This window comes from Bradyrhizobium sp. CB1015, assembly GCF_025200925.1.
Taxonomy (GTDB): domain Bacteria; phylum Pseudomonadota; class Alphaproteobacteria; order Rhizobiales; family Xanthobacteraceae; genus Bradyrhizobium.
Genome location: NZ_CP104174.1, coordinates 2190282 through 2214402, shown reverse-complemented (window position 1 = coordinate 2214402; position 24121 = coordinate 2190282). Strand labels below are relative to the sequence as shown.

24 protein-coding genes, 1 tRNA gene and 3 pseudogenes are annotated in these 24121 nt (G+C 65.3%); 12 read left to right on the top strand and 16 right to left on the bottom strand.

The window, feature by feature from the left end; translation table 11 throughout:
- Positions 1–20 precede the first annotated feature (20 nt).
- Complete coding sequence (locus N2604_RS10015; protein ID WP_260376193.1) at positions 21–1328, bottom strand: aldehyde dehydrogenase (NADP(+)); 1308 nt, start codon at positions 1326–1328, stop codon at positions 21–23.
- A 137-nt stretch (positions 1329–1465) separates the two neighbouring features.
- Positions 1466–2092 carry an isochorismatase family cysteine hydrolase gene (locus N2604_RS10010; RefSeq protein ID WP_260374552.1) on the bottom strand — a complete coding sequence of 209 codons (627 nt, stop codon included), beginning with the start codon at positions 2090–2092 and terminating at the stop codon, positions 1466–1468.
- A gap of 100 nt (positions 2093–2192) precedes the next feature.
- On the opposite strand from N2604_RS10010, the gene N2604_RS10005 reads away from it, so the two are divergent.
- From N2604_RS10005 to N2604_RS09995, 3 genes are all read left to right on the top strand, one after another.
- On the top strand, positions 2193–2696 hold the full coding sequence (locus N2604_RS10005) for a helix-turn-helix domain-containing protein (protein ID WP_260374551.1): 504 nt from the start codon (positions 2193–2195) through the stop codon (positions 2694–2696).
- 639 nt (positions 2697–3335) lie between these two features.
- On the top strand, positions 3336–3506 hold the full coding sequence (locus N2604_RS10000; protein ID WP_260374550.1) for a hypothetical protein: 171 nt from the start codon (positions 3336–3338) through the stop codon (positions 3504–3506).
- 96 nt (positions 3507–3602) lie between these two features.
- Complete coding sequence (locus tag N2604_RS09995; protein ID WP_260374549.1) at positions 3603–4070, top strand: hypothetical protein; 468 nt, start codon at positions 3603–3605, stop codon at positions 4068–4070.
- A 152-nt stretch (positions 4071–4222) separates the two neighbouring features.
- On the opposite strand, the gene N2604_RS09990 is transcribed toward N2604_RS09995, so the two are convergent.
- The 8 genes and pseudogenes from N2604_RS09990 to mnmA form a co-directional block, all read right to left on the bottom strand.
- On the bottom strand, positions 4223–4615 hold the full coding sequence (locus N2604_RS09990) for a hypothetical protein (RefSeq protein ID WP_260376192.1): 393 nt from the start codon (positions 4613–4615) through the stop codon (positions 4223–4225).
- Positions 4609–5391: a UvrB domain 3-containing protein gene (locus N2604_RS09985; protein ID WP_260374548.1), complete on the bottom strand. Its 783-nt coding sequence runs from the start codon at positions 5389–5391 to the stop codon at positions 4609–4611. Before N2604_RS09985 ends, N2604_RS09990 begins: the two co-directional genes overlap by 7 nt.
- Entirely contained in the window at positions 5306–5875 is a 570-nt protein-coding gene (locus N2604_RS09980) for a hypothetical protein (protein ID WP_260374547.1), read from the bottom strand. Before N2604_RS09980 ends, N2604_RS09985 begins: the two co-directional genes overlap by 86 nt.
- A gap of 21 nt (positions 5876–5896) precedes the next feature.
- Positions 5897–5947 (bottom strand): annotated as a pseudogene (locus N2604_RS39700) (hypothetical protein); the annotation flags it as partial.
- A gap of 361 nt (positions 5948–6308) precedes the next feature.
- Positions 6309–6385: transfer RNA gene (locus N2604_RS09975), tRNA-Met, on the bottom strand.
- 276 nt (positions 6386–6661) lie between these two features.
- A pseudogene (locus N2604_RS09970) lies at positions 6662–7014 on the bottom strand (hypothetical protein).
- A 46-nt stretch (positions 7015–7060) separates the two neighbouring features.
- On the bottom strand, positions 7061–7699 hold the full coding sequence (locus tag N2604_RS09965; protein WP_260374546.1) for a class I SAM-dependent methyltransferase: 639 nt from the start codon (positions 7697–7699) through the stop codon (positions 7061–7063).
- A gap of 278 nt (positions 7700–7977) precedes the next feature.
- Positions 7978–9159 (bottom strand): tRNA 2-thiouridine(34) synthase MnmA, encoded by a 1182-nt coding sequence (gene mnmA / locus N2604_RS09960; protein WP_260374545.1) that lies wholly within the window; start codon positions 9157–9159, stop codon positions 7978–7980.
- Between the two features lie 351 nt (positions 9160–9510).
- Between mnmA and N2604_RS09955 the strand changes: the two genes are divergently transcribed.
- The 9 genes from N2604_RS09955 (at position 9511) to N2604_RS09915 (ending at position 19277) form a co-directional block, all read left to right on the top strand.
- Positions 9511–11124: a flagellar hook-length control protein FliK gene (locus N2604_RS09955; RefSeq protein ID WP_260374544.1), complete on the top strand. Its 1614-nt coding sequence runs from the start codon at positions 9511–9513 to the stop codon at positions 11122–11124.
- Between the two features lie 13 nt (positions 11125–11137).
- On the top strand, positions 11138–11845 hold the full coding sequence (locus tag N2604_RS09950; RefSeq protein WP_260374543.1) for a flagellar hook assembly protein FlgD: 708 nt from the start codon (positions 11138–11140) through the stop codon (positions 11843–11845).
- A gap of 419 nt (positions 11846–12264) precedes the next feature.
- Positions 12265–12540 carry a DUF1153 domain-containing protein gene (locus N2604_RS09945; RefSeq protein ID WP_002714638.1) on the top strand — a complete coding sequence of 92 codons (276 nt, stop codon included), beginning with the start codon at positions 12265–12267 and terminating at the stop codon, positions 12538–12540.
- 179 nt (positions 12541–12719) lie between these two features.
- Positions 12720–14330, top strand: coding sequence for a flagellar basal-body MS-ring/collar protein FliF (gene fliF / locus N2604_RS09940; RefSeq protein WP_260374542.1), 1611 nt, complete (start codon positions 12720–12722; stop codon positions 14328–14330).
- Between the two features lie 32 nt (positions 14331–14362).
- Positions 14363–15457 carry a flagellar motor switch protein FliG gene (gene fliG / locus N2604_RS09935; protein ID WP_260374541.1) on the top strand — a complete coding sequence of 365 codons (1095 nt, stop codon included), beginning with the start codon at positions 14363–14365 and terminating at the stop codon, positions 15455–15457.
- Positions 15457–16080 (top strand): FliH/SctL family protein, encoded by a 624-nt coding sequence (locus N2604_RS09930; protein ID WP_260374540.1) that lies wholly within the window; start codon positions 15457–15459, stop codon positions 16078–16080. Before fliG ends, N2604_RS09930 begins: the two co-directional genes overlap by 1 nt.
- 3 nt (positions 16081–16083) lie before the next feature.
- Positions 16084–16434, top strand: coding sequence for a flagellar motor switch protein FliN (gene fliN / locus N2604_RS09925; protein WP_035704875.1), 351 nt, complete (start codon positions 16084–16086; stop codon positions 16432–16434).
- A gap of 51 nt (positions 16435–16485) precedes the next feature.
- A complete protein-coding gene (locus N2604_RS09920) occupies positions 16486–17871 on the top strand; it encodes a sigma-54-dependent Fis family transcriptional regulator (protein WP_260374539.1) in 1386 nt (461 codons plus the stop codon).
- A 257-nt stretch (positions 17872–18128) separates the two neighbouring features.
- Positions 18129–19277 carry a M20 family metallopeptidase gene (locus N2604_RS09915; protein WP_260374538.1) on the top strand — a complete coding sequence of 383 codons (1149 nt, stop codon included), beginning with the start codon at positions 18129–18131 and terminating at the stop codon, positions 19275–19277.
- A gap of 152 nt (positions 19278–19429) precedes the next feature.
- On the opposite strand, the gene N2604_RS09910 is transcribed toward N2604_RS09915, so the two are convergent.
- The 6 genes and pseudogenes from N2604_RS09910 to N2604_RS09885 all read right to left on the bottom strand — a co-directional run bounded on the left by N2604_RS09910 (position 19430) and on the right by N2604_RS09885 (position 24095).
- Entirely contained in the window at positions 19430–19585 is a 156-nt protein-coding gene (locus N2604_RS09910) for a hypothetical protein (RefSeq protein ID WP_260374537.1), read from the bottom strand.
- Between the two features lie 92 nt (positions 19586–19677).
- Entirely contained in the window at positions 19678–20259 is a 582-nt protein-coding gene (locus tag N2604_RS09905) for a flavin reductase family protein (RefSeq protein ID WP_260374536.1), read from the bottom strand.
- 32 nt (positions 20260–20291) lie between these two features.
- Positions 20292–20942, bottom strand: a pseudogene (locus N2604_RS09900) (ABC transporter ATP-binding protein); the annotation flags it as partial.
- Positions 20943–21163: 221 nt separating this feature from the next.
- Positions 21164–21970, bottom strand: coding sequence for an aliphatic sulfonate ABC transporter permease SsuC (gene ssuC / locus N2604_RS09895; protein WP_260374534.1), 807 nt, complete (start codon positions 21968–21970; stop codon positions 21164–21166).
- Complete coding sequence (gene ssuD / locus N2604_RS09890; RefSeq protein ID WP_260374533.1) at positions 21967–23133, bottom strand: FMNH2-dependent alkanesulfonate monooxygenase; 1167 nt, start codon at positions 23131–23133, stop codon at positions 21967–21969. Before ssuD ends, ssuC begins: the two co-directional genes overlap by 4 nt.
- 8 nt (positions 23134–23141) lie before the next feature.
- Positions 23142–24095: a sulfonate ABC transporter substrate-binding protein gene (locus N2604_RS09885; protein ID WP_260374532.1), complete on the bottom strand. Its 954-nt coding sequence runs from the start codon at positions 24093–24095 to the stop codon at positions 23142–23144.
- Positions 24096–24121: the final 26 nt, after the last annotated feature.

Here is a 24121-nt window from a genome sequence, read left to right as displayed (position 1 = left end):
GGAGCCCTGCGCGACACCGTTCAAAATAGGCCTGGCCCGCTGGCGTGACGCGCAGCTTGCGCGAAGGCGTTGACAACGATGCGGCCGGTGCGTCGCTCCAGGATAGGGAGCAGATGCTGTGCCAGCGCGGTGTCGGCGTCTTCCAGATGCATGCTCGCTGAAAGCTGGCCGCGGAAGGCTTTGGCGATGGCGATCAGCTCCTCTTCGTCGCGGACCCTCACGAGCAGGGCGGCAGGGCCGAACACTTCCTCCGCAAGACTGGGATCGGCCAGGAAGCGCGCGCCATCGACCTCAATTAGAGCCGAGCGGCCGTCGAGATCCCGGGACGGCGCGGCACCCTCGACAGTCAGGTGAGCACCGCTCGCCTGCTGCCGGTCGAGGCCTTGCAGATAGGCGCCATGGATACCCGGGGTCAGCATGGGGCGTGCAGGGGCAGAAGCGATGCGCGCCGACAAGCTCTCGCGCATGGCTTCAAAGCCGGGCCCGTCGATGCCCAGTAGGATAGCGGGCTTCAGGCATGCCTGTCCGACATTGACCAGCATCCGTTCGGCGAAGCCGTCACCGATCTCCGCTCCGCGCAACGACAAAGCGTGGGGCAGAATGAACGTCGGGTTGACGCTGGTCATTTCGGTAAACACCGGAATCGGTTCCGGTCGCACCTGGGCCCGTCGGTACAGCGCCATGCCGCCGCCTTCCGATCCGGTGAAAGTGACGGCCTTGATCAGAGGATGGTCGGCCAGCGCCTCGCCGACGGCATTGCCCGCCCCACGCACCATCGAGAACACGCCCTGATGGAGGCCGCTGTCCTGGACCGCCTTGCGGATGGCGCGGGCCATGATCTCCGACGCTCCGGGGTGAGCGTTGTGCGCTTTCAGCACCACGGTGCAGCCCGCCGCCAAAGCGGAGGCGGTGTCGCCGCCGGCGAACGAGTAGGCAATCGGGAAATTGCTTGCACCGAAGATGGCAACGGGGCCAAGCGCAATCTTCTGCATGCGGTGGTCCATGCGCGCGCGGGGCTCGCGCTCCGGCTGGGCAGGGTCGATTGTTGCCTGCAGGAAGCGCCCCTTGCGCACGACTTCGGCGAATTGCCTGAACTGTGTCGCCGCCTTGGCTGCTTCGGCCTCGAGCTGCGCCGCGGGCAGGCCAGTTTCCTGCGCAGCACGCTCGGCCAGCTCCGTGCGCACAGCATCGAGATTGTCGGCGATCCGCTCTAGGAACGCTGCGCGCGCCGCAAGCGTCGTGTGGCTGTAGCTGTCGAACGCTGCGTCGGCGAGACGCACGGCTAGGTCGACTTCCGCTCGCCCGCCGAGAGCGAAGCCCGGTTCGATTTCCCGGTTGGTGGCGGGATTGAGCGCTTTGACGTTCCCGCGGTCGCCGCGATGTCAGCCGCGCCGATGAGAAGTTCTCCTGTCAGTGTCATTTGCATTCACCTTTCATCGTTTCATCATCGGCGCGCAGGGCGCGGTTACGCCTTGGGCAAGGCCGCGATCAGTTCGGCTGTCGTCAGGATTTGGTGGGCGAAGGTGGGGCCGTTCAGCTCGTGCGCGGCGTGCATCATGTCGTGCGAGAAGGCGGCGGTGGCGTCGCGCACCAGGGTCACGTGATAGCCGAGCTCCATCGCGAAGCGGGCGGTGGACTCGATGCAGGTGTTGGCGAGCAGGCCGACCACGATCACATGGGTGATGCCCTTTTGCTTGAGCCGGAAATCCAGGTCGGTGTTTTGAAAACCGCTTTGCCCCCAATGCTCCTTGACGATGATGTCGCCAGGCTTCGGCGCGAAATCGGGATGCCATTCGCCGCCCCATTCGCCGCGCGCAAAGCTGTGGCGCTGCATGATCAGTCGCTGGGTGGGGTTTGGATGGTCCCAGTCCTCGTAGTCGCCCGGCTCCCAACGCCGGTGCGGCACGATGACGACCTGGATGTCGGCCGCGCGCACGGCGCCGTCCAGCTGGCGCAGATTATCAAGGAGGCCGACCTCGTCGGCGACCGGCTTGAGGTGCGGATAAACCTTGCCGCCCTCTGACAGGAAGTCGTTGTAGGGATCGACGAACAGCAATGCTGTCCTGTCGCGCGGGTATCGAGTCTCAATCATTGTCCGTCTCCTTGGCCGCAACGCGGCCGGTTGCATCGGCTTCAATGGTGTCCTATGTTGCTATGAAAATCATAGTTACGACCGCGATAAAGGAAACGTGATGAAGAACAAGAAAGCCCTTGTTTCCCGGACGCTTTGCCCGGTGGCTCGCTCCGAGACGGTGGTAGGCGACCGCTGGACGGTGCTGATCCTGCGCGAACTCTTCATGCGCAGCTATCGCTTCGAGGAGATCCAGGCCCAGACCGGAGCTACGCCGCAAATGGTCGCGGCGAGGCTGAAGAAGCTGGAAGCTGCCGGGCTCGTCAAACGGCACATCTACAGCAAACGGCCGCGGCGTTACGAGTACCACCCGACGGAGAAAGGTGAGGCCTTCTATCCTGTGCTGCAGGCGCTGCGAGCCTACGGCGAGACGTGGTTCAAGTCGCCGCGGGAAAGTCGCGCCATCAACTACACTCACCGGACATGCGGCAAGCCGACGGCGCTGGGCCCCGCCTGTGATGGTTGCGGCCAGCCGCTGCGTCGCGAGGACATGATCGCCGAATTAAGTCCCGCCTACCAGGATGAGCGCGAAGCACGATGGGAGGCCTTTAAGGCCGGAAGATGAGGGCCCTCTACAAAACCCAGCGAACGTTCGAAAGCGCTCGGCGTCTGGCGGGAAGACGTCTTCTTCGTAAGGTCAAGAAGGAGCTGGAACCTTCCTGCTGACCCACCGGATGGCAATGCTTGCATGCCCCGGGCAACTCTTCCCAAGCCGTGCGGGCCTTCGTTCCAAGCGATCAAACCGAGCGCGAGACTTCGGCTTGTGCGCCCGTCTGATCGAAAAGCCCTTTCCCAGCTTCTCACCCCTCTCTGCGAGAGCGGCTTCGTGGGCTTCAGAGCAGAGCGACGACGGTGATCATGGCGATCAGACCGCGGTCACGCACCAGCATGATAGTTCAAGGATTCGCATACCGCGCCCCCGCTCGAACTTCCTGCCCGCGGCGGACGCTAGACCGGAACCGGACTTCTGGAACCGAAACCTTTTCCTGCCCTCGTGAATTCAGGACAGGGGCTGCAACGCGAGGCGCAGCCAATGTCCAGCATGCCGGTAGGCGACATGGTTCTCACCGTCGCCGTCATGACCATCGCCTTCGTCGGCGAAGTCGCGGTTTTTGCCCTCCTCGGAATCTTCTGAGGGAGGCCGCGCCACTGGAACGAGGCACGCCGGCGCACCACGCTGAAGGAGCCTGCTGGAGGAAGTGCGATGTCGACGGTGGCGAACCTGCTTGCGCAGAAGCAACGGCTGCTCGAGCGACTGGAGAACGATCCGGGCCCGAACGAGCGCGATGAAATCGAGAGATTGCTCGCCAAGATCGAGACCGCCCTGACGTGGCTGGAGTCCAACGACGGGGTCGAGGAAGGTGGACGGCTGTAGTTCTTCGACAGACGGACCTCTTGGAACGTACTCAGTCGTTCAGCTTTTCCCACGGCACGACATTCAGCAAAGCCCTGGGAAGGTCCGGAGATTTCGATGAGAGCGACGGCACCGGCGATGGCGCTTGCGTTCGCTGCCTCAGCATCGGCCGTCTCGGCGCAACCGGTCAGCTGGACGACCTACAGCATCCCTCAGACAGGCACCTCGGTCGACTTCCCGTCCTCGATCTTCACCGAGGAGGCGGGTCGACCGGATGGCTATGGGCAGCGCTTCCGGACCGCCGACGGCCGCGCCGACATCACGATACAGGCCGTCCCCAACGTTGCGAACGATTCGCCGGCTGCGTTCCTCGCCAAAAAGCATCCGCCGCCGCGCATTCAGTACAAGCGCGTGACGCCTCGCTTCTTCGCGGTTTCCAGCTATAAGGGGGACAAGGTCTGGTACGACCGCTGCAACTTCGCCGGCCGGCTGGTTCATTGCGTGCTGATCAACTACCCCGCCAGCGAGGAGCACGACTGGGACGACATCGTCACGCGCATCAGCCTTTCACTTCGCAGCAAGTAGTGGTCCGAAGCGGGATCTGCTCTGATCGCATCGACTATGCCGACCCAAGCCCGATGCTCCACGAGACGGCCCTTCGCTTCCGGAGACCTGGGAAGAGATCAGCCTCATGACCCCGGATTCCTACGGTTCGATCGCTCCGGGATCGTTTACGATCATCGACTTATCCTCGTCGTAAGGGGGGCCCTTGGTGTCACCGATAGCTCGGCTCGCCTGCCTGCCCTTGCCGTCGTGCGAAGATGAAAGCCCAAACCCTGTCCACCTTCTCGTTCCATAGCCTCGGCAACAACGTGCAGCGTGGCGACGGGCTTCAAATACGGGGCAGCTCGTTCATCCGGCAGCAGCGCCTTGTAGGCCCGAACGGTTGCACCGACGACACGGAAGAAGCCACGTCGACGATCATCGGGAGCGATGAGCGCCTCGACCGCTTGTCCGATCAGTTTGGTGCGTTCTAATCCCTTTACGGTAGAGATGAGATCCACATCCACGCCAGCAGCGGTGCAGAACGTGCGAGCTTCCGCAAGCGCCTTCTCAAGCTCCGTTACCAGTTCGTCCTTGTTCTTGATGGGGTGTTCGCGTTGCCCTTAGCAGCATAGATGGCCAGCGCCTTCTGAAGGTTCTGGAAGACGCCAACATAATCCACGATCACGCCTGCGTTCTTGCCCGGTGCTCGCCGGTTGGCACGGGCGATTGTCTGCATGAGCGTGTGGTTCTTCATCGGCTTGTCGAGATAGACAGTGCTGCATGTGGGCACATCGAAGCCGGTGATCCACATCGCGCAAACGAACACGAGCCGGAGCGGATCGTCGGAGTTCTTGAACTTGGTCTCCAGGTCTTCCGTCTGCATCCGTTGCCGGTGCGGCAGGATGTCCAAACCCAGCTTTTTGAGATCATCGATCTCATTCTGAGACTGGCTGACCACCACGGCCATGTCCACAGAGCGCATCCACTCCAGGCGTTCGGTCAACGCGGGCCGTGCCTCCTCGGGAGCGTTGGCAAATTGTGCCTCCCGGGACGACAGCTCGGATTTCCAAGCCTTCTGCACCTTGTCGTACATCTGAACGGCAGTTGCCTTATCGATGGCAACGAACATGGCTTTGCCAAGATAGCCTCGGGCAGAGAAATGGCGAACGAGGTCGATTGCGATCTCATCCAAACGGCGAGGGTTAGTGATCAGTTGGTACTGCTTACCATATTTCTGCTGGACCTTTTTCTCCTGCTCCTCGTCGAGGGCAGCCTCATCTAGCAGTTCGTCCAGCTCGTCCTTCAGCTGGTCCGCAGCAATTTGCAGCTCCGGTTTTCGAGGTTCGTAATAGAGCGGCATCCTCCAGCTTCTTCACAAACCCTCTGGCATCCTGCCTGCTGAGGTCGTTTATCTCCTTGTTGACACCTACCAGCTTGACGAACTCACCAACGATCCGCTTGCGCTCTCGCTCGTAGTTCACCCAATCCTTCTTGGTGACGTCCCTGCCCCTCGCCTTCTCCTCAAGGAATTGGCTCAAGCAATACGACACCGTTGGTGGTCGCTTGTCTCCGCCAAGGATACCTAGGGCAGCAGATACGGCCCGCAGCTTCACCGGGGCCTTGCCGTCGGGGTAGGCTTCTAGCGCCTCACTTAGTTCGTCTGCATCGGCAAACCCTGCTTCTCGCAGGACGATGTCCTGAGCGTCGGAAGCGTCCTCTTTGTCGATTGGTCCGTGCAAACCCCGAGACTTCAACGATGCTACGGCCAAATCAAAAGCAGTGTCTTCGCTAATCCCTACTTTCTCTCTCGCCTCGGCAAACATCCGCTCGACGACGGCATGCACCTCTGCGTACCTGCGCGGCACTAACCGCCTGTCAGTGGTCCGCAGGCTACGAACAATCTCGGTCTTACCCACGGGGGCCCTGAGCGCGTCAGGGACCCGCCTGCGATATCTGTGTTGACCGGTCTTGGTGGTCACGAGGTAGGGGAAAGGCGGTCATCAAATGCCCCAAGGATTAGATTGCTCGGGTTTTTGTCAGAATGCGTGACAAGTTCCCAGCTGAGGCGTGCAAGGCGCGGGGATTGGAGGGTCTGTGCTCCAGCGAATGAGCAAGCAGCAACGACGACGGCCTTCAAGAGATTGCCTATGAAGGATTCAGGCACGAAGCTCTCAAGGACTAGATTGCCGTTCGCATGCGACACGGCGCTACGGATGCGCTACGGACCGAGATGGCGGGGAAGCCATCGGCCTAACGTACTGATATCGCGTGGTTTTATGGTAGCGGGGGAGGGACTCGAACCCCCGACCCCAGGATTATGATTCCCGTGCTCTAACCAGCTGAGCTACCCCGCCACAGGGATCGCGGCGGCGAATAAGGCCGATCTCGCGAACGCGCGGCATATAAGGAAGGGGGCGGGGGTAAGTCAATCCGCCTTCGCTAAAGCTTCCACCTTCGCCAAGGCTTCGGCGGACAAGTCGGCGCGACAAGTCCACTTCGGCCCGATTTCTCACCGGAATTTGCGATTTTTTGCGGTGCCGGACTCGTGGAGGGTCCCCCTCACCCGGAATCCGCGCGTCGCGCGGATTCCGGTCCTCTCCCCGGCGGGGAGAGGCGAAGGAAAGCGGCCCTTATTTCGGCCTCACATTGGGGTCGCCGCCGGGGCTGCCGGGGGCGGGATCACCGGGGTGTTGCCGCCGGTGTCGGGCGCCGGGGCGTGCATCTCGGGGTCGATGCCGGAGGGCGGGCAGAGCACGCCGTCGGATTTGGCCAGCTTGTCGCCGAGCGGTTCCCGGGACTGGCCAATGGTGGTGCCGTCCGACGAGCGGTTCGGGCGGTCCTGCGGTATGCAATTGGCCGCGCGTTGCGGGGATGGCGGCGCGGTCGCTTGCGGCGGCGTCGCCGGGGCGGGCGGGGCCTGCGCGATCGCTGGCGCAGAGGCGGCGATCAGGAGGCCCGCAAGAATGAGGTTTGTCGTGCGCATGGGAAGGAAACGCGCGCGCGAGGCCCCCTGTTCCCGCGGCTGGCAATCACGATTTGCGGTAGCGGATCAGGGAGAAATGGCCCATCGGCGGCATGGGCCGGCGCTCGGTGAGCGCGACGCCGCCGTGCTTGGCGGCCCAGTTCACGAGGCGCACCCAGGGGAATTCCGGGCGCCAGCCGAGACGGCGGGCGATCGGCGCGAAGGCGAGCTCGAACAGCTTGCGCGGGCCGCTCTCGGCACCGATGTGGTTGACCAGGATCAGCTCGCCGCCCGGCTTGAGCACGCGCACGAACTCGTCGAGCGTGCCTTCGGGATCGGGCACGGCGGTGATGACATATTGCGCCACCACCGCGTCGAAGAAATCGTCGGGAAAGGCGAGGTTCTTCGCATCCATCACCGAGAGCACTTCGACGTTGGAAAGACGAAGCGCGCGGACCCGCGCCTGCGCCTTGCGCAGCATCGGCTCGGAGATGTCGACGCCGCAGACCTTCGTGGTGCGCGCGTAGTCGGAAAGCGAAAGACCCGTGCCGACGCCGACGTCGAGGATGCGGCCGCCGATGCGGTCGGCCTCCGCGATGGTCGACTGCCGGCCGGCGTCGAACACCTTGCCGAACACGAGATCATAGACCGGCGCCCAGCGGCCATAGGCCTTCTCGACCCCGGCCCGCGAGATGTCTGCTGCCATGCCCCCTGCCCTTGCGCGTCTCTAGTGTGTGATGCGTGTTGGTGAAATCGATGCCGGCTCCGCGCTCGGTCTAGCGCCTCTCCCGCGCTTGTCCGCCGAAGCCTTGGCGAAGGCGGATGCGGGAGAGGTCGACACGCTCGCAAGAGCGTGGCGGGTGAGGGTTCTTTCCTCTCGCGATATATCGCATGTGGAGAGAGCCCTCTCCCCTGCCCTCTGCCGCAGGCGGGAGAGGGGGCGCAGCTTTGCCGCGGCTCGACTTGGGCTCAATCTCATTACGCTCAGCCGCGCACGGCTTCCGCGAGCGGGCGCGATGTGCCCGCGCCGACCTTGGCTGCGGCGCTCTGGATGAAGCCGCCGCCGAGCACGCGCGCCTGGCCTGATGGTGCGTCGTAGAACACGCAGGCCTGTCCCGGCGAGACGCCCTCTTCGCCCGCGACGAGCTCGACCTCGTAACGGCCGTTGCTGCCGCGCAGCCAGGCCGGTTGGGGGCTGCGGGTGGAGCGCACGCGCACGAACATTTCGAGGCCGCTTCCGATGGCGCGGTCGATGTCGCCGTCGCCGATCCAGTTGACGTCGCGCAGGGAGATGCGGTGCATCTTCAGCGCATCGCGCGGGCCGACCACGACGCGGCGGGTCGCGGCGTCCAGCCGCACCACAAACAGCGGCGAGCCGGAGGCGATGCCGAGGCCGCGGCGCTGGCCGACGGTGAAATTGGCGATGCCGTTGTGCCGGCCGAGCACGCGGCCCTCGAGATCGACGATGTCGCCGGGGTCCATCGCATTGGGGCGCAGGCGCGTGATGATGTCGGTATAGCGGCCGGTCGGCACGAAGCAGATGTCCTGGCTGTCGTGCTTGTCGGCGACCGCAAGCCCGAAGCGGCGCGCGAGCTCGCGCGTCTCGGGCTTGGTCATGTCGCCGAGCGGAAAGCGCAGGAAGTCGAGCTGTTCCTGCGTCGTCGCGAACAGGAAATAGCTCTGGTCGCGATCGGCATCGGCGGCGCAGACCAGCGCGCGCGAGCCGTCGGCCCGGCGGCGCGAGGCGACGTAATGGCCGGTGGCGAGCGCCTGGGCGCCGAGCTCGCGGGCGGTCTTCAGGAGGTCGCGGAACTTGACGCTGCGGTTGCACTCGATGCAGGGCACCGGCGTCTCGCCGAGCGCGTAAGAGTCGGCGAAATTGTCGATGACGGATTCGCGAAAGCGGTCCTCGTAGTCGAGCACGTAATGGGGAATGCCGAGCTTGGCCGCGACGTCGCGGGCGTCGTGGATGTCCTGGCCGGCGCAGCAGGCGCCCTTGCGGTGGGTGGCCGCGCCATGGTCGTAGAGCTGCAGCGTGATGCCGACGACGTCGTAGCCCTCGGCCTTCAGCAGCGCAGCCGTCGTCGAGGAATCGACGCCGCCCGACATGGCGACGACGACCCTGGTGTCCTCGGGACGGCCTTCGAGATCCAGACTGTTGAGCATCGGCCCTGAAGCGTTGTGACGGCGGCGAAGCGCGATCGGCGATTGCTGTGCTTTCTCTTGAGGACAGCGGCGATCCCCCGGAACCCTGGTTCCCGAAGAGCACGACTGCCCAAGTCGAAAGCGGCTGAGAGTAACCTCTTTAATATAGGCGGCATTCCGGTGAAGCAATCACGCGGGCCCCCCGCTTAGGGCAATTCTTGCCGGGGCGGCAGAAATGGCGGGGTCGCGGCCGGGTGCCCGGCAATGGGTCCACATCATCAAAGCATTGATTTTATTAACGAAATACCCAACTCCGGCGGCTGGCCCGCTCCTTGCTCCCTCTGGTCCGAAGTTGCCTGCAAGGGGTTGCCTGTGGTCGGTCGGATGTCAGATGTCGTGGCAAGCGTGCAAATCCAGAGCGCGCAGCAGAAGCCCGCCCGGTCGCAAGCCCCCAAGGACACGCCCGCGAGCGAGGCTTTCGGCTCGCTGGTCGACAGCAACACGCAGGCCATCAACAACAACGCGCCGGCGCAGGACACTGCACCGCGCCGGAGCGAGCAGACCTCGTCCTCCCCGGCGCCCGAGCGGCCGTCACGCGACACCTCGTCCACGGACCAGTCTTCGCAGAGCAAGGCGAACGACGACACCGACCCGTCTGCGCCGGCGGAGAATGACAGGAGCGAGGCGTCCAGCGATCCGGCCAGGGACGCCAGCAAGGTCAAAGACAAGTCCGAGACGGCGGAGGCCAAATCGGCGGACAAATCCGACGAAACCGAGAGCGACACGACCGACGGCACCGAGGTCGTCACGGTCGCCGTCGATGCGGCTGCCGCCGCTCCGCCGGATGCGACGCAGACCGCCCTGCCCGATCCCGGAATCATCGTTGCCGCGCCGGTCGTCCCGCTCGATCCGAACGCAGCGGCGGACCAGGCTGGCGATGCCGCCGCCGCGCCGCTGGCGATCGCCGCGGCTGCTCTTGCCGCCAGCGCCTCCACGGCGGCGCAGATCGCCGGCACCAAGACCGCCACCGCCGGCGACAAGAGCGCAAAGGCCGCAGGCGCCGAGGTCGATGCCGACACCACGGCGACGCTCGGCGAGGCCGCAGCCGGCACGAGCGAGACCACCTCGACCGATGCGAAAGCTGGTGGCGGGCTGATCGCCGCCGTCAGCCAGGGCACGCCAAAAACCGCGTTCAAGGACGCCGCCACGGCGCAGGCTAAGGGCGACGTCTCGAATATCGGCCAGGATACCGGCAAGGCGAACCTCGCCTCGGCGCAGGCTCCGGCAGCGGCCGCCAACGCCGCCCATGCGCAAGGCTTGAAGCCGCAGGCAGATAACGTCGCGACCGACGCGAAGGCGGGCCCCGCCGACCGCGCCGCCGATCCGAGCCAAGGCACGCCGGCCGCGCCCGCGCATGCGGGCCCGCAAGCCACAATCGCTCCGACGGATACCAGCGCACAGGCCGCCTCCGCCGTGCAGGCGCCGCTGACCAATACGACCTCGGCCGCCACCGCATCGACCGCGACGCTCACCGCGACCGCGGCGACCCACAATGCGGCGGTGCCGATCAGCGGCATCCCGATCGAGATCGCGGCCGCCATTCGCGCCGGCAAATCGCGGTTCGACATCAGCCTCGATCCGGCCGAGCTCGGCCGCATCGACGTGCGCATCAACGTCGACCGCGCCGGCAACGTCACCTCGCATCTCACCGTGGAGAAGCCGGAGACGCTGCAGATGCTGCGCCAGGACGCGCCGCAATTGCAGCGTGCGCTCGACGATGCCGGCTTCAAGACCGGCAGCAACGGTCTGTCCTTCAGCCTGCGCGACCAGAATTCATCGGGCCAGCACTCCGGCCAGAACAACGACAATGGCGGCAATGCCCGCCGGCTGATCATCAGCGAGGACGACGGCGTTCCCGCAGCGCCCATCGGGCGCGGCTATGGCCGCATGCTCGGATCGAGCAGCGGCGTCGATATCAGAGTGTGAGGAGTATTCGACAATGACCACCACGAATGCCGCCACTGCGCCCGCGGTCGTCTCCGGAACGACCGACCTTCCGAAATCCTCGTCGAGTTCGTCGATGAGCTCGAGCACGGGGTCGACGCTCGCCGGCAATTTCCAGACCTTCCTGACCCTGCTGACGACCCAGTTGCAGAACCAGAACCCGCTCGATCCGCTCGACACCAACCAGTTCACCCAGCAGCTGGTGCAGTTCGCCGGCGTCGAGCAGCAGCTCAAGACCAACGAATCGCTGGCCCAGCTCGTCACCCTGCAGCAGACCACGCAGGCGACCCAGGCGCTGGGCTTCGTCGGCAAGACCGCGCTGGTCGACGGCTCGACGGCGACCATGAAGAACTCGTCGGCCACCTGGCATCTCAACGTGCCGACCGACTCGACAGTTGACATCACCGTCTCCAATTCGAGCGGCCAGACCGTGTTCACCGGCAAATATACCGCCGCCGCCGGCACCGACATCCCCTTCACCTGGAACGGAATGGGCAATGACGGCACGCAATGGCCCGACGGCAAGTACACGATCTCGGCCACGGGCAAGGACGTCGCGAACAACAATGTCGGCATCGCCGCACAGGTGCAGGGCGTGGTGTCGTCGGTCGATCTGACCCAGTCGCCGCCGCTGCTCACCATCGACGGCGCCAGCTACACGCTGAGCCAGGTGAAGAGTATTATTGCGACGAGCAGTAATTGAGGCCGGACAGGAGCCCCACGTTCAGTGTCATCCCCGCGAAGGCGGGGATCCATAACCCCAGAAGTCATTTGCGCGTGAAGTCGTAACCCCGAGTCATCGTCAAACTACTCCCTGGGGTTATGGATCCCGGGCTCGCGCGGAGCCTGTCATCGGGCCGCGCTTCGCGCGGACCCGTTGGCGCGCCCCGGGATGACAGTTGAGGGCTTCGCAACGCCCGCGCTCGGACCCCTTTCGTTAGTAAAGTATTTACCTTCTGCACCGCTCAGCCGGCCGAAATTGCGTCTGCCGCCCGCAGAGCCGGCCGCGTTCCCGCAAGTTTCAACGAGAATTGTATTGAAGCCTTAGGCTTAGCGGATTTTTAAGCCGCCGGGGTTACGGTTACGGCGTGAGTTCAGTGGTTGAGAGTTTGTGAGTACGCCATGACAGAACCCCATCGCCCGAGGGTGAAATACGTCATCGGGCCGGACGGCAGTCCGTTGACGATCGCGGATCTGCCTGCACCCGGCACCAAACGCTGGGTCATCCGCCGCAAGGCCGAAGTCGTCGCCGCCGTTCGTGGTGGACTTCTCTCCCTTGAGGAGGCCTGCAGCCGTTATACCCTGACGGTCGACGAATTCCTCTCCTGGCAGTTTTCCATCGACCAGCACGGTCTGGCGGGTCTTCGCACCACCCGCATCCAGCAATATCGCCAGTAGGCGATCCGGAAATCTGCGGTCTTTGACGAAAATCGGCCCCGCTTTGCGAGGCCGATTTTTTTCATGATGCACTTTTGTCCGACCTCTTAACCTCCGTTAACCATATCGAAACCATCACCTAGGCAATAATTGCCCAGTCGGCCTTTCCAGTGAAGCGGCCGGAGCTGTGGGGCGGTTGCTTGCAAGGGCTTGCGGACTTTCTGAAGAGTATCGGTGCCGCCCGGTTCGGGGCGATGATCGCGGTCACCGCCGCGCTCATCGGCTTCTTCGCCTTCGTCATCATGCGCGTCACCACGCCGCAGATGACGACGCTGTTCACGGACCTGTCGGTCGAAGATTCCTCCAGCATCATCAAGGACCTGGAACGCCAGGGCATTCAGTTCGAGATCCGCAACGAGGGCTCCATCATCATGGTGCCCAAGGACAAGGTCACGCGGCTGCGGATGAAGCTCGCCGAGGGCGGCCTGCCCAAGGGCGGCGGCGTCGGCTACGAGGTGTTCGACAAGTCGGACGCGCTCGGCACCACCTCCTTCGTCCAGAACATCAATCATCTGCGCGCGCTCGAGGGCGAGCTCGCCCGCACCATCCGCGCCATCGACCGCATCCAGGCCGCCCGCGTCCACCTGGTGCTGCCCGAGCGGCCGCTGTTCGCGCGCGAGGCGCCGGAGCCGTCGGCCTCGATCGTGGTGCGCGTCCGCGGCTCGCTGGAAGCCCAGCAGATCCGCGCCATCCGCCACCTCGTCGCCTCCGCCGTCAACGGGCTGAAGCCGCAGCGGGTCTCGATCGTCGACGAGGCCGGTCAACTGCTCGCCGACGGCGCGGCGACCGATCCGGAGCAGGCCGTCGGCGACGAGCGCCGCATCTCCTTCGAGAAGCGGATGCGCAAGCAGGTCGAGGACATCGTCTCCTCCGTGGTCGGCTCGGGCCGCGCCCGCGTACAGCTCTCCGCCGATTTCGACTTCAACAAGGTCACCCAGACCTCGGACAAGTTCGACCCTGAAGGCCGCGTGTTGCGCTCGAGCCAGACCCGCGAAGAGCAGAGCATGACCGCCGACAACAACGGCCAGGTCACCGTCAACAACGAGCTGCCGGGCAACCAGCAGAACAACGGCGTCGCGGCCAAGGACCAGAGCAAGAAGACCGAAGAGACCAACAATTACGAGATCTCCCGCACCACCAAGACCGAGGTGACTGAGGCCGGCCGCGTCAACCGCATCTCGGTCGCGGTGCTGGTCGACGGCATCTACACCAAGAACGACAAGGGCGAGCTCGCCTACCAGGACCGCACCAAGGAGCAGCTCGACCGCATCGCCACCCTGGTGCGCTCGGCGATCGGCTTCGACCAGAAGCGTGGCGACCAGGTCGAGGTCGTCAATTTGCGCTTCGCCGACGCGCCCTCCACCGCCCCGATCGGCGAGCCCGGCGGCTTCCTCGGCATGCTGCAGTTCACCAAGGACGACGTCATGTACTTCGTCGAGCTCGGCGTGATGATGCTGCTCGGCCTCGTCGTGCTGTTCCTGGTGATCCGCCCGCTGGTCAAGCGCATTCTCGCCTCCGACGAGGTCGCCGCCGCCATCTCCGGCGTGCTGACGGGCCCCGCCGCTTCGGAAGAGGCCGCGCCGTCCGGCCAGCCGCTGCTGCCGAGCGGCGCCGCCAGCGCCATCGATGTCGCCACCATTCAGGGCCAGGTCCACGCCCAGTCCGTTCACCGCGTCGGCGAGCTCGCCGAACGCAATCCCAACGAAACCGTCGCAATCATCCGCCAGTGGCTGACTGAGCCGGCGAAATAACCCAAGCCAAGTGCATCAAGAAGTGATCTGACATGGCCGCCTCCTTGCAAAACGCCAACTCCAACGACATCACCAGCGTGATCTCCACGCTCGGTCAGCGCGCCGGCAGCCGTGCGGGCGGCCCCAAGACCGATGGCCTGACGGGGCCGAGGCGTGCCGCGATCCTGATGCTGGCGCTCGGCGAGCAATATGGCGGCAAGATCTGGAGCCTGCTCGACGACGACGAGGTGCGCCAGCTCTCGCTGGAGATGTCGACGCTCGGCACCGTCGAGGTCGACACCGTCGAGGACATGCTGCTCGAATTCGTCTCGCGCATGTCGGCCTCGGGCGCGCTGATGGGCAATTTCGACGCCACCGAGCGGCTGCTCCAGCAATACCTGCCGCCGGAACGCGTCAACGGCATCATGGACGAGATCCGCGGTCCCGCCGGGCGCAACATGTGGGAGAAGCTCTCCAACGTGCAGGAAGAGGTCCTCGCCAACTATCTCAAGAACGAATATCCGCAGACCATCGCCGTGGTGCTGTCGAAGCTGAAGCCGGAGCATGCCGCCCGGGTGCTCGCCATCCTGCCCGAGGAGCTCGCGCTCGACGTCATCAACCGCATGCTGAAGATGGAGGCGGTGCAGAAGGAGGTGATCGAGAGCGTTGAGAAGACGCTGCGCACCGAGTTCATGTCCAACCTGTCACAGACCCGCCGCCGCGACGCCCACGAGGTGATGGCGGAAATCTTCAACAATTTCGACCGCCAGACCGAAACCCGCTTCATCACCTCGCTGGAAGAGGACAACCGCGAATCCGCCGAGCGCATCAAGGCTCTGATGTTCACCTTCGACGACCTGGTGAAGCTCGATTCCGGCTCCGCCCAGACCTTGATGCGCAACGTCGACAAGGACAAGCTCGGCGTCGCGCTCAAGAGCGCCAACGAGGACGTCCGCAACTTCTTCTTCGGCAACATGTCCTCGCGAGCGGCCAAGATGCTCCAGGACGACATGGCGGCGATGGGCCCCGTGCGCCTGCGCGACGTCGACGAGGCCCAAGCGCTGCTGGTCAATCTCGCCAAGGACCTCGCCGCCAAGGGCGAGATCATGCTGACCAAGAACCGCGCCGACGACGAGCTGGTGTACTGATGGCCGCTCCGGCAAAATTCCTGTTCGATACCGACTTCGCGGCGCCCGAACGCTCGACGCGCGAGAAGGCCGCGACCGCGGCCGAGATCGCGCAGAAGGTCGCGGAAGCCGAGGCGCGCGCCTATCAGGACGGCTTTGCCGCCGGCCAGCGCGAGGCCAAGGCCGAGAGCGACCGCCGCGTCGCGCTCGCGATGGAAGAGATCAACATCGCCATCCGCGGCGTCGCCGCCGGCATCGGCAACATCGAGACCAGGATGGAGACCGAGGCAGTCGAGGTCGCGGTCGCGGTGGCGCGCAAGCTGTGTGCCGACCTCGTCGCCGCCGAGCCGCTCGGCGAGGTCATCGCGCTGGTCAAGGACTGCTTCTCGCATCTGGTCGCAACGCCACATCTCGTCGTCCGCATCAACGATGCGCTCTACGACAGCGCGCGCGAGAAGATCGAGCGGCTCGCCAAGCAGAGCGGCTTCGAGGGCCGGCTGGTGATCCTGGCCGAGCCGGAAATTGCCACCGGCGACTGCCGGATCGAATGGGCCGATGGCGGCGTCGTGCTGGAGCGCGGCGCCATCGCGGCCAAGATCGACGAAATGGTCGGACGCTACATCGCGTCCCGCAGGGGGAGCTAAACCATGAGCGACACTGACGGACAGGTCCCGCTGCCCGATCTCAACGGCCCGATGCCGCCTGCCGGCACCGACGTCGGCTACAACGAGGACGAATATGCTGCGCGTGCCGCCGCCGACCTCGAAGCGGTGTTCGACGTGCCGGTGCAGGTCTCGGCGGTGCTCGGCCGCTCCAAGATGGACGTCGGCGAGCTCCTGAAGCTCGGACCCGGCACCGTGCTCGAGCTCGACCGGCGCGTCGGCGAGGCCATCGACATCTACGTCAACAACAAGCTGGTCGCCCGCGGCGAGGTCGTCCTGGTCGAGGACAAGCTCGGCGTGACCATGACGGAAATCATCAAGGCCGAACGCGGCTAACACACAAGGACATGACGCGCGACGGCGCGAACAGACGGACAGGAGACTGACATGCGGCTTCTCATCGTTGGCACATTGAAGGGCCAGCTCACCACCGCCACCAAGATCGCGATGGAGAACGGCGCCACCGTGACCCATGCCGAGGATCACGAACAGGCGATGCGCGTGCTGCGCGGGGGCAAGGGCGCCGACCTCCTGCTGGTCGACGTCGCGCTCGACATCCGCGACCTCGTGCTGCGGCTGGAAGCCGAGCACATCCACGCCCCAATCGTCGCCTGCGGCATCACCAACGACGCCCGCGCCGCGGTCGCCGCGATCCATGCGGGGGCCAAGGAATACATCCCGCTGCCGCCGGATCCGGAGCTGATCGCCGCGGTGCTGGCCGCCGTCGCCAACGATTCCCGCGAGCTGGTCTATCGCGATGACGCCATGGCAAAGGTGATCAAGCTCGCCCAGCAGATCGCGGGCTCGGACGCCTCGGTGATGATCACCGGCGAATCCGGCACGGGCAAGGAAGTGCTGGCCCGCTACGTTCACTCCCGCTCGTCCCGGGCCAAGCGTCCGTTCATCTCGATCAATTGCGCCGCCATCCCCGAGCACCTCCTGGAATCCGAGCTGTTCGGCCACGAGAAGGGCGCCTTCACCGGCGCCGTCGCCCGCCGCATCGGCAAGTTCGAGGAGGCGACCGGCGGCACGCTGCTGCTCGACGAAATCTCCGAGATGGACGTCCGCCTGCAATCCAAGCTCCTGCGCGCCATCCAGGAGCGCGTGATCGACCGCGTCGGCGGCACCAAGCCGGTGCCGGTCGACATCCGCATCATTGCGACCTCGAACCGCAATCTCGCCGAAGCCGTGCGTGAGGGCACGTTCCGCGAGGACTTGCTGTTCCGCCTCAACGTCGTCAATTTGAAGATCCCGCCGCTGCGCGAGCGTCCCGCCGACATCCTCGAGCTCGCCCAGCACTTCGTGAAGAAATACGCCGAGGCCAACGGCGTGCCGACGCGCCCGCTCTCGGCCGAGGCCCGCCGCGTGCTCTCCACCAACCGCTGGCAGGGCAACGTCCGCGAGCTCGAGAACACCATGCACCGCGCGGTGCTGATGGCGGAGGGCGACGAGATCGGACCCGACGCCATCATCACGCCGGACGGCGACCGCCTCGACCTCGCCAAGACCGCCCCGGCGGTGGCGCATGCCACCATGGCCGCCGAGCAGGTGACGCGCGCGCTGGTGGGGCGGACCGTCGCCGATGTCGAGCGCGACCTCATCCTGGAGACGTTGAAGCACTGCCTCGGCAACCGCACCCATGCCGCCAACATCCTCGGCATCTCGATCCGCACGCTGCGCAACAAGCTCAACGAATATGCCGACGGCGGCATCCCGATCCCGCCCGCGGGCACGCCGGGAGAATATCCGCGGATGCCGATGATGGGGGCGTGAGGCGGCCTCTCGCAAGTATCAAGGATGCATGTGCCCGGGCCTGTCCCGGGCACTTTGCTTGCGTGCAGGCCAATCCTCGTCATTGCGAGCGCAGCGAAGCAATCCAGAATCCCTCCGCGGTGACAGACCGGATTGCTTCGCTGCGCTCGCAATGACGGCGGAGAGAGCGCTCCTCGCATAACGGGAGCGCGCCACGTGACTAGGTCGCGCCTGCTTCAGGCCCTATAACGTCGCCCGAAAACCACGCGAGGGACCACATGTCTGAAGCTCAAATCACGGATTGGCTGGCGTCGCAGAAGCAGGCGATGATCGACCTGCTCCGCGACGTCGTGAACATCGATTCCGGCTCCTACGATAAGGAAGGCGTCGATACGGTCGGTTCGCGGTTCGAGCAGCATTTTGCCGAGCACGGCATTCCGTTCCGGCGCGAGGCCAACGCCACCTTCGGCGACGCGATCCATGCCGAGGTGGCAAAGCCCGGCAGCAACGAGAAGCCGGTGCTGTTGATGGGACATCGCGACACCGTGTTCGGCAAGGGCGAGGCCGGGCGGCGGCCGTTCACGATCCGGGATGGCCGCGCCTATGGACCCGGTGTCGCCGACATGAAGTCCGGCCTCGTCATGAACGTGTTCGTGGCCACCGCCTTCCACAAGTTCGGCGGCTCACCGCACCCGATCAAGGTGCTGATCACCTCCGACGAGGAAATCGGCTCGCCCTCCTCGCGCCCGGTGATCGAGCGCGAGGGACGCGCGGCCCGCGCGGTGTTCAATTCCGAGCCGGGCCGGCCCACGGGCAACGTCGTCACCGGGCGCAAGGGCGGCATCTTCATGCACATGGCCATCACCGGCAAGGCCGCGCATTCCGGCGCCAACTTCGCCGCCGGCGTCAGCGCCATTGGCGAGCTCGCGCACAAGATCGTCCAGATCCACGCGCTCACCGATCTCGACAAGGGCATCACGCTCAATGTCGGTCTCGTCTCGGGCGGGCAGTCCGTCAACACGACGGCGCCTTACGCGGAAGGGCAGATCGACCTGCGCTATGTCGATCCGGCCGATCGCGCGCGGATCATGGGTGCGATCGAAAAGATCGTCGCGACCTCCTACGTGCCGGGCACCAGCGCGACGCTGACGATCAAGGGCGAGTTCGTGCCGGTGGTGCAGAGCGCGGAATCGAAGGCGCTGTTCGAAAATTATCAGGCGGCCGCAAGGCAGGTGGGCCTCACCACGCTGCAGGGCGAGTTTTCCGGCGGCTGCGCCGATTCCGGCTTCACCGCCGCCGTGGGCACGCCGACCATCTGCGGCCTCGGCCCGGTCGGCGGGCTCGCGCACACGCCGGAGGAATATCTGGAGATCGACAGCATCGTGCCGCGCGCGCAGGCGCTGGCGCTGGCGATTTTGCGGGGGTAGCCGCGGCACAAGCCGCCGTCATGCCCGGGCTCGACCCGCCTGCGCGGCCGGAGCGGCTTCGGCGAGGCGAAGGCCCGGGCATCCACGTCTCTCCGAGATCGCTGATGCACGTGGATGGCCGGGGCAAGCCCGGCCGTGACGAGCGAGTGTCGTCACGAATAACTCGGCGCGTCCGGCTTGCGGAAGATGTGAATGGGATCGCCCGGCACGATCGGAGAGCCAGAGAACATCGCGTGGGCGTAGAGCGCGAGATAGGCGATCGCGAGCGCGCCGATGGCGTAGAAGATCAAGGTAGCCACGCGCTTCATCGTTCCGCTCCATGCGTCCGGCGGGACAGCCGAGGAGCGCTTCTAGAGCGATGAGGCGGAAAAGGCCAGCCTTGAAGGCTCGCCGTCGGCGATCAAATGCCGCACCGGCCGCGCGCGGGGAGGCTGACGTCGGCGAGCCTGGCCGCGTCTTCGTCCTGATCGACCGCCACGTACTGGCCGTGCCAATAGGCCAGCGCGGCGGTGCGGGTCGAACTCCTGATGTCCCTGACACGGCCGATGACGATGCCATGCGAGTGGCGCTCGACGATCTCCTCGACTTCGCAATCGAAGGCCGAGAGCGCGCCGACCAGCAGCGGAACACCCGAGACTGCCGTCACCCACTGGCTGCCTGCAAAACGATCCGCGCCCTTCAGCCCGCCCTTGCCGGCAAAGCGTTCGGCGACCTCGAGCTGGTCGGCATTGAGGATGTTCACGCCGAAAGCCCCGTGGCGGCGGATCAGCGGAAACGACGAGGCGTCGCGGTTGATGCTCACCAGCAGCGTCGGCGGCTCGACCGACAGCGAGGTCACCGAGGTCACCGTCATGCCGGTGATGTCCTTGCCCCGCCCGGCGGTGATGATGCTGACGCCGCCGGTGAGGTGGCGCATGGCGCCGCGGAAATCGGCGGACGAGAGGGGAATTTCAGTCATGAGATCGCGGGGCACTACATTCATGGCGTTGCTCCCCGAAGCGAGGTTCCCTTTATCTAGGTACGATCGTCCGCTGACAACAGGTGGCTCAGGATCGAGCCTTCCAGCCCGGCAAGCTCGGCCGAACCGCGCTGGCGCGGCCGGGCGGCGTTGACCGTGACGTCATGGGCGATGCGGCCATCCTCGATCACAAGCACACGGTCGGCCAGCGCGACCGCCTCGGCAACGTCGTGGGTCACCAGGATCGCGGTAAAGCCCTGGTCGCGCCAGACCCGCTCCAGCAGGCGCTGCATCGAGATGCGGGTCAGCGCATCCAGCGCGCCGAGCGGCTCGTCGAAGGCGAGCACGCGCGGGCGCGAGACCAGCGCACGGCCGAGCGCGACGCGCTGCTTCTGGCCCCCCGAGAGCACCGAAGGCCATTGGTCGCGCTTGTCGGCGAGGCCGACCTCGATCAGCGCCTTCTCGGCGCGGGCATGCGCGTCGGTGGAGGCGCGATCGCGGCCGAGGCCAACCTCGACATTGGCGAGCACGCGGGCCCAGGGCAGCAGCCGCGGCTCCTGGAACATCACGCGGATGTCTTCCGGCTGAATGTCTTTTGGCTGAATGTCCTGGCCGAAGCTGATGCTGCCGGCATCGATCTTCTCCAGCCCGGCGATCAGGCGCAGCAGGGTGCTCTTGCCGCAGCCGCTCTTGCCGACGATCGCAACGAACTGCCCGGCGGGGATATGCAGGTCTATGCCGCGCAGCACCTCGTTGTCGCCGAAGGATTTGCGCAAGCCCCGGATGCTGAGCGGCAGGCCGCTGGCCTGAAGCGGCCGCTCCTCGCGCACCACGCGGGCGTGAGGCGCGAAACTGGCGCGGCTGGCGAGCTCGGTCTCGGGAAGGGAGGTACGAAGCGCTGTCTGCATGTGATTCCCAGTATTTTCGCTCAACGTTTCTGGAAGGCGGGGTGCCAGGAGAGCGTCAGGCGCTCCAGCACGCGGGAGGCGCTGTCGGCGAGCTTGCCGAGCAGGGCGTAGATCAGGATCGAGAGCACGACGACGTCGATCAGCATGAACTCGCGCGCCTGCATCGCCATGTAGCCGAGGCCGGAAGAGGCCGCGATGGTCTCGGCCACGATCAGCGTCAGCCACATGATGCCGAGCGCAAAGCGGATGCCGACGAAGATCGAGGGCAGCGCGCCCGGGAAGATCACGCGGCGGAACAACTCGCCATCGGTCATGCCGTAGATGCGGCCCATCTCGATCAGCTGCGGATCGACGGTGCGGATGCCGTGCAGCGTGTTGAGGTAGATCGGGAAGAACACGCCGAGCGCCACCAGGAAGAGCTTTGCGCTCTCGTCGATGCCGAACCAGAGGATGACAAGCGGGATCAGCGCCAGATGCGGCACATTGCGCACCATCTGCAGCGTGGTGTCGGTGAGCCTGGCCGAGAGCTGCGACAGGCCGTTGGCGAGGCCGAAGGCGAAGCCGATGCTGCCGCCGATCAAAAAGCCGATCGAGGCGCGCCAGAACGACACCCAGATGTTGCGGACCAGCTCGCCGGAGAGCAGCAGCTTCCAGCCGGCAAGCACGACGTCGCTCGGCGCCGGCAGCACCCGAGTCGGCACGAAGCCGGTGACGCTCGCGACTTGCCAGATCGCGATGATGGCGAGCGGCACGATCCACTGGATCAGGCCGTCGATGCGCGGCAGGCGGATGCTGCGCGGAAGCGAAATGCTGTCGATCAGGCTCATGACTGCGACACCCGATGCTGCGGACGGAAATCGCTGCCGACCGTCTCGCCGAACGGACCGCCGTTGAAATGCAGCTTCGTCACGTTGGAAGGCTGCTCCAGCGCGAGCCGCGGGAACACCAGCTCGGCGAAGCGATAGGCTTCCTCCAGATGCGGGTAGCCCGACATGATGAAAGTATCGATGCCGAGATCCTGATATTCCTTGATGCGTGCCGCGACGGTCTCGGCGTCGCCGACCAGCGCGGTGCCGGCGCCGCCGCGCACGAGGCCGACACCGGCCCACAGGTTCGGAGCGATCTCGAGCTTGTCGCGCTTGCCGCCATGGAGCTGCGCCATGCGCTGCTGGCCGACCGAATCCATGCGGGCAAAGTTCTTCTGCGCCAGCGCGATGGTGTCGTCGCTGACGTGCCTGATCAGCTCGTTCGCGGCGCGCCAGGCTTCTTCATTCGTTTCGCGGACGATGACGTGTAGACGGATGCCGAAGGAGAGCTTTCGGCCACGGGCCGCGGCGACCTCCCTCACCTTCGCGATCTTCTCGGCAACCAGCGCCGGCGGCTCGCCCCAGGTGAGATATTTGTCGACGGTGTCGACTGCGACGTCGATGCCGGCATCGGAGGAGCCGCCGAAATAGAGCGGCGGCCGCGGCGACTGCACGGGGGGAAACAGCAGCTTGCCGCCCTCGATGCGGATGTGCTTGCCCTCGACGTTCACCGTCTTGCCGGCAAGCAGGTCGCTGTAGACGTTCAGGAACTCGCGGGTGACTTCATAGCGCTCGTCATGGCCGAGGAAGACGCCGTCGCCCTTGTTCTCGACGGGATCGCCGCCGGTGACGACGTTGACGAGCAGCCGGCCGTTCGAGATGCGATCGAGCGTCGCCGTCATGCGCGCGGCAACGCTCGGCGATTGCAGGCCGGGACGAACGGCGACGAGATAGCGCAGCCGCTCGGTGAACGGCGCGACTGAGGAAGCAACGATCCAGGAATCCTCGCAGGACCGCCCGGTCGGCAACAGCACGCCGAAATAGCCGAGCTGATCGGCGGCCTGTGCGATCTGGCGCAGATAGTTGAAGTTGACCTCGCGGCCGCCGATGCCGGTGCCGAGATAGCGGCCGTCACCGTGCGTCGGCAGGAACCAGAGGATGTTGGCGTTGGTTTGCTTGCTCATGTTTGTGCTCACGTTCCCGACTTCCGCGCCACGTCGGAAATCTTGATGGATTTGGGGATCAGGCCGAGCGCAAAGAATGCGTCGGCCACCTGCTGCTGGTCCGCGATGACGGCATCGGTGATCGGCTTGATGCCGTAGGACTGGCGCTTCAACGCCACCTCGACCACCGGGACGGACAGGCCGATCGTCGGCGCCAATTGCTCGGCGACCGCGTGGATGTCGCCCTTGGCCCAATCGTCGACCGTGCTGAGCTCGGCGAGCACGGCATCGACGACCTTCGGGTTGGCGTCGAGGAATTTCTTGGAGGAGAAGTAGAACTGGTAGTTGGCGACGATGCCGGTGCCGTCGGCGAGCGTGCGCGCGCCGGTGGCCGCTTCCGCCGCGGCCTGGAACGGATCCCAGATCACCCAGGCATCGACCGCGCCACGCTCGAAGGCGGCGCGCGCGTCAGCCGGCGCCAGGAACACCGTCTCGATCTCTGAGTATTTGACGCCGGCCTTCTCCAGCGCTTTGACGAGGAGATAGTGGACGTTGGAGCCCTTGTTGAGCGCGACCTTCTTGCCCTTGAGATCGGCGACCGACTTCAGCGGGCTGTCCTTCGGCACCAGGATCGCCTCGCCCTTCGGCGCCGGCGGCTCATAGGCGACGTACTGGATCGGCGCGCCGGCGGCCTGCGCGAAGATCGGCGGGGCTTCGCCGGTGTTGCCGAAATCGACCGCACCGACATTGAGCGCCTCGAGCAGCGGCGGGCCCGACGGAAATTCGGTCCACACCACCTTGTAGCCGTCAGCGGCGAGCTTCGGCTCCAGCGTGCCCTTGCTCTTGAGCAGCACCAGCTTGCCGTATTTCTGATAGCCGATGCGGACCACCTTGTCCTGGCCGTAGGAGGTGCCGACCGCGGCGGCGACGATGCCGATCGACAGCATGATGGCCGCGATCACGCGTTGAACGATGCGCCTCATGTTCAGACCTTTGGAAATGGGAAGAG

Coding starts and splice junctions, on each gene's coding strand:
- N2604_RS10010 (WP_260374552.1), bottom strand. CDS start 2,092: ATGATTGAGACTCGATACCCGCGCGACAGGACAGCATTGCTGTTCGTC.
- N2604_RS10005 (WP_260374551.1), top strand. CDS start 2,193: ATGAAGAACAAGAAAGCCCTTGTTTCCCGGACGCTTTGCCCGGTGGCT.
- N2604_RS10000 (WP_260374550.1), top strand. CDS start 3,336: ATGTCGACGGTGGCGAACCTGCTTGCGCAGAAGCAACGGCTGCTCGAG.
- N2604_RS09995 (WP_260374549.1), top strand. CDS start 3,603: ATGAGAGCGACGGCACCGGCGATGGCGCTTGCGTTCGCTGCCTCAGCA.
- N2604_RS09985 (WP_260374548.1), bottom strand. CDS start 5,391: ATGCCGCTCTATTACGAACCTCGAAAACCGGAGCTGCAAATTGCTGCG.
- N2604_RS09965 (WP_260374546.1), bottom strand. CDS start 7,699: ATGGCAGCAGACATCTCGCGGGCCGGGGTCGAGAAGGCCTATGGCCGC.
- mnmA (WP_260374545.1), bottom strand. CDS start 9,159: ATGCTCAACAGTCTGGATCTCGAAGGCCGTCCCGAGGACACCAGGGTC.
- N2604_RS09950 (WP_260374543.1), top strand. CDS start 11,138: ATGACCACCACGAATGCCGCCACTGCGCCCGCGGTCGTCTCCGGAACG.
- N2604_RS09945 (WP_002714638.1), top strand. CDS start 12,265: ATGACAGAACCCCATCGCCCGAGGGTGAAATACGTCATCGGGCCGGAC.
- fliG (WP_260374541.1), top strand. CDS start 14,363: ATGGCCGCCTCCTTGCAAAACGCCAACTCCAACGACATCACCAGCGTG.
- N2604_RS09930 (WP_260374540.1), top strand. CDS start 15,457: ATGGCCGCTCCGGCAAAATTCCTGTTCGATACCGACTTCGCGGCGCCC.
- fliN (WP_035704875.1), top strand. CDS start 16,084: ATGAGCGACACTGACGGACAGGTCCCGCTGCCCGATCTCAACGGCCCG.
- N2604_RS09920 (WP_260374539.1), top strand. CDS start 16,486: ATGCGGCTTCTCATCGTTGGCACATTGAAGGGCCAGCTCACCACCGCC.
- N2604_RS09915 (WP_260374538.1), top strand. CDS start 18,129: ATGTCTGAAGCTCAAATCACGGATTGGCTGGCGTCGCAGAAGCAGGCG.
- N2604_RS09910 (WP_260374537.1), bottom strand. CDS start 19,585: ATGAAGCGCGTGGCTACCTTGATCTTCTACGCCATCGGCGCGCTCGCG.
- N2604_RS09905 (WP_260374536.1), bottom strand. CDS start 20,259: ATGAATGTAGTGCCCCGCGATCTCATGACTGAAATTCCCCTCTCGTCC.
- ssuC (WP_260374534.1), bottom strand. CDS start 21,970: ATGAGCCTGATCGACAGCATTTCGCTTCCGCGCAGCATCCGCCTGCCG.
- ssuD (WP_260374533.1), bottom strand. CDS start 23,133: ATGAGCAAGCAAACCAACGCCAACATCCTCTGGTTCCTGCCGACGCAC.
- N2604_RS09885 (WP_260374532.1), bottom strand. CDS start 24,095: ATGAGGCGCATCGTTCAACGCGTGATCGCGGCCATCATGCTGTCGATC.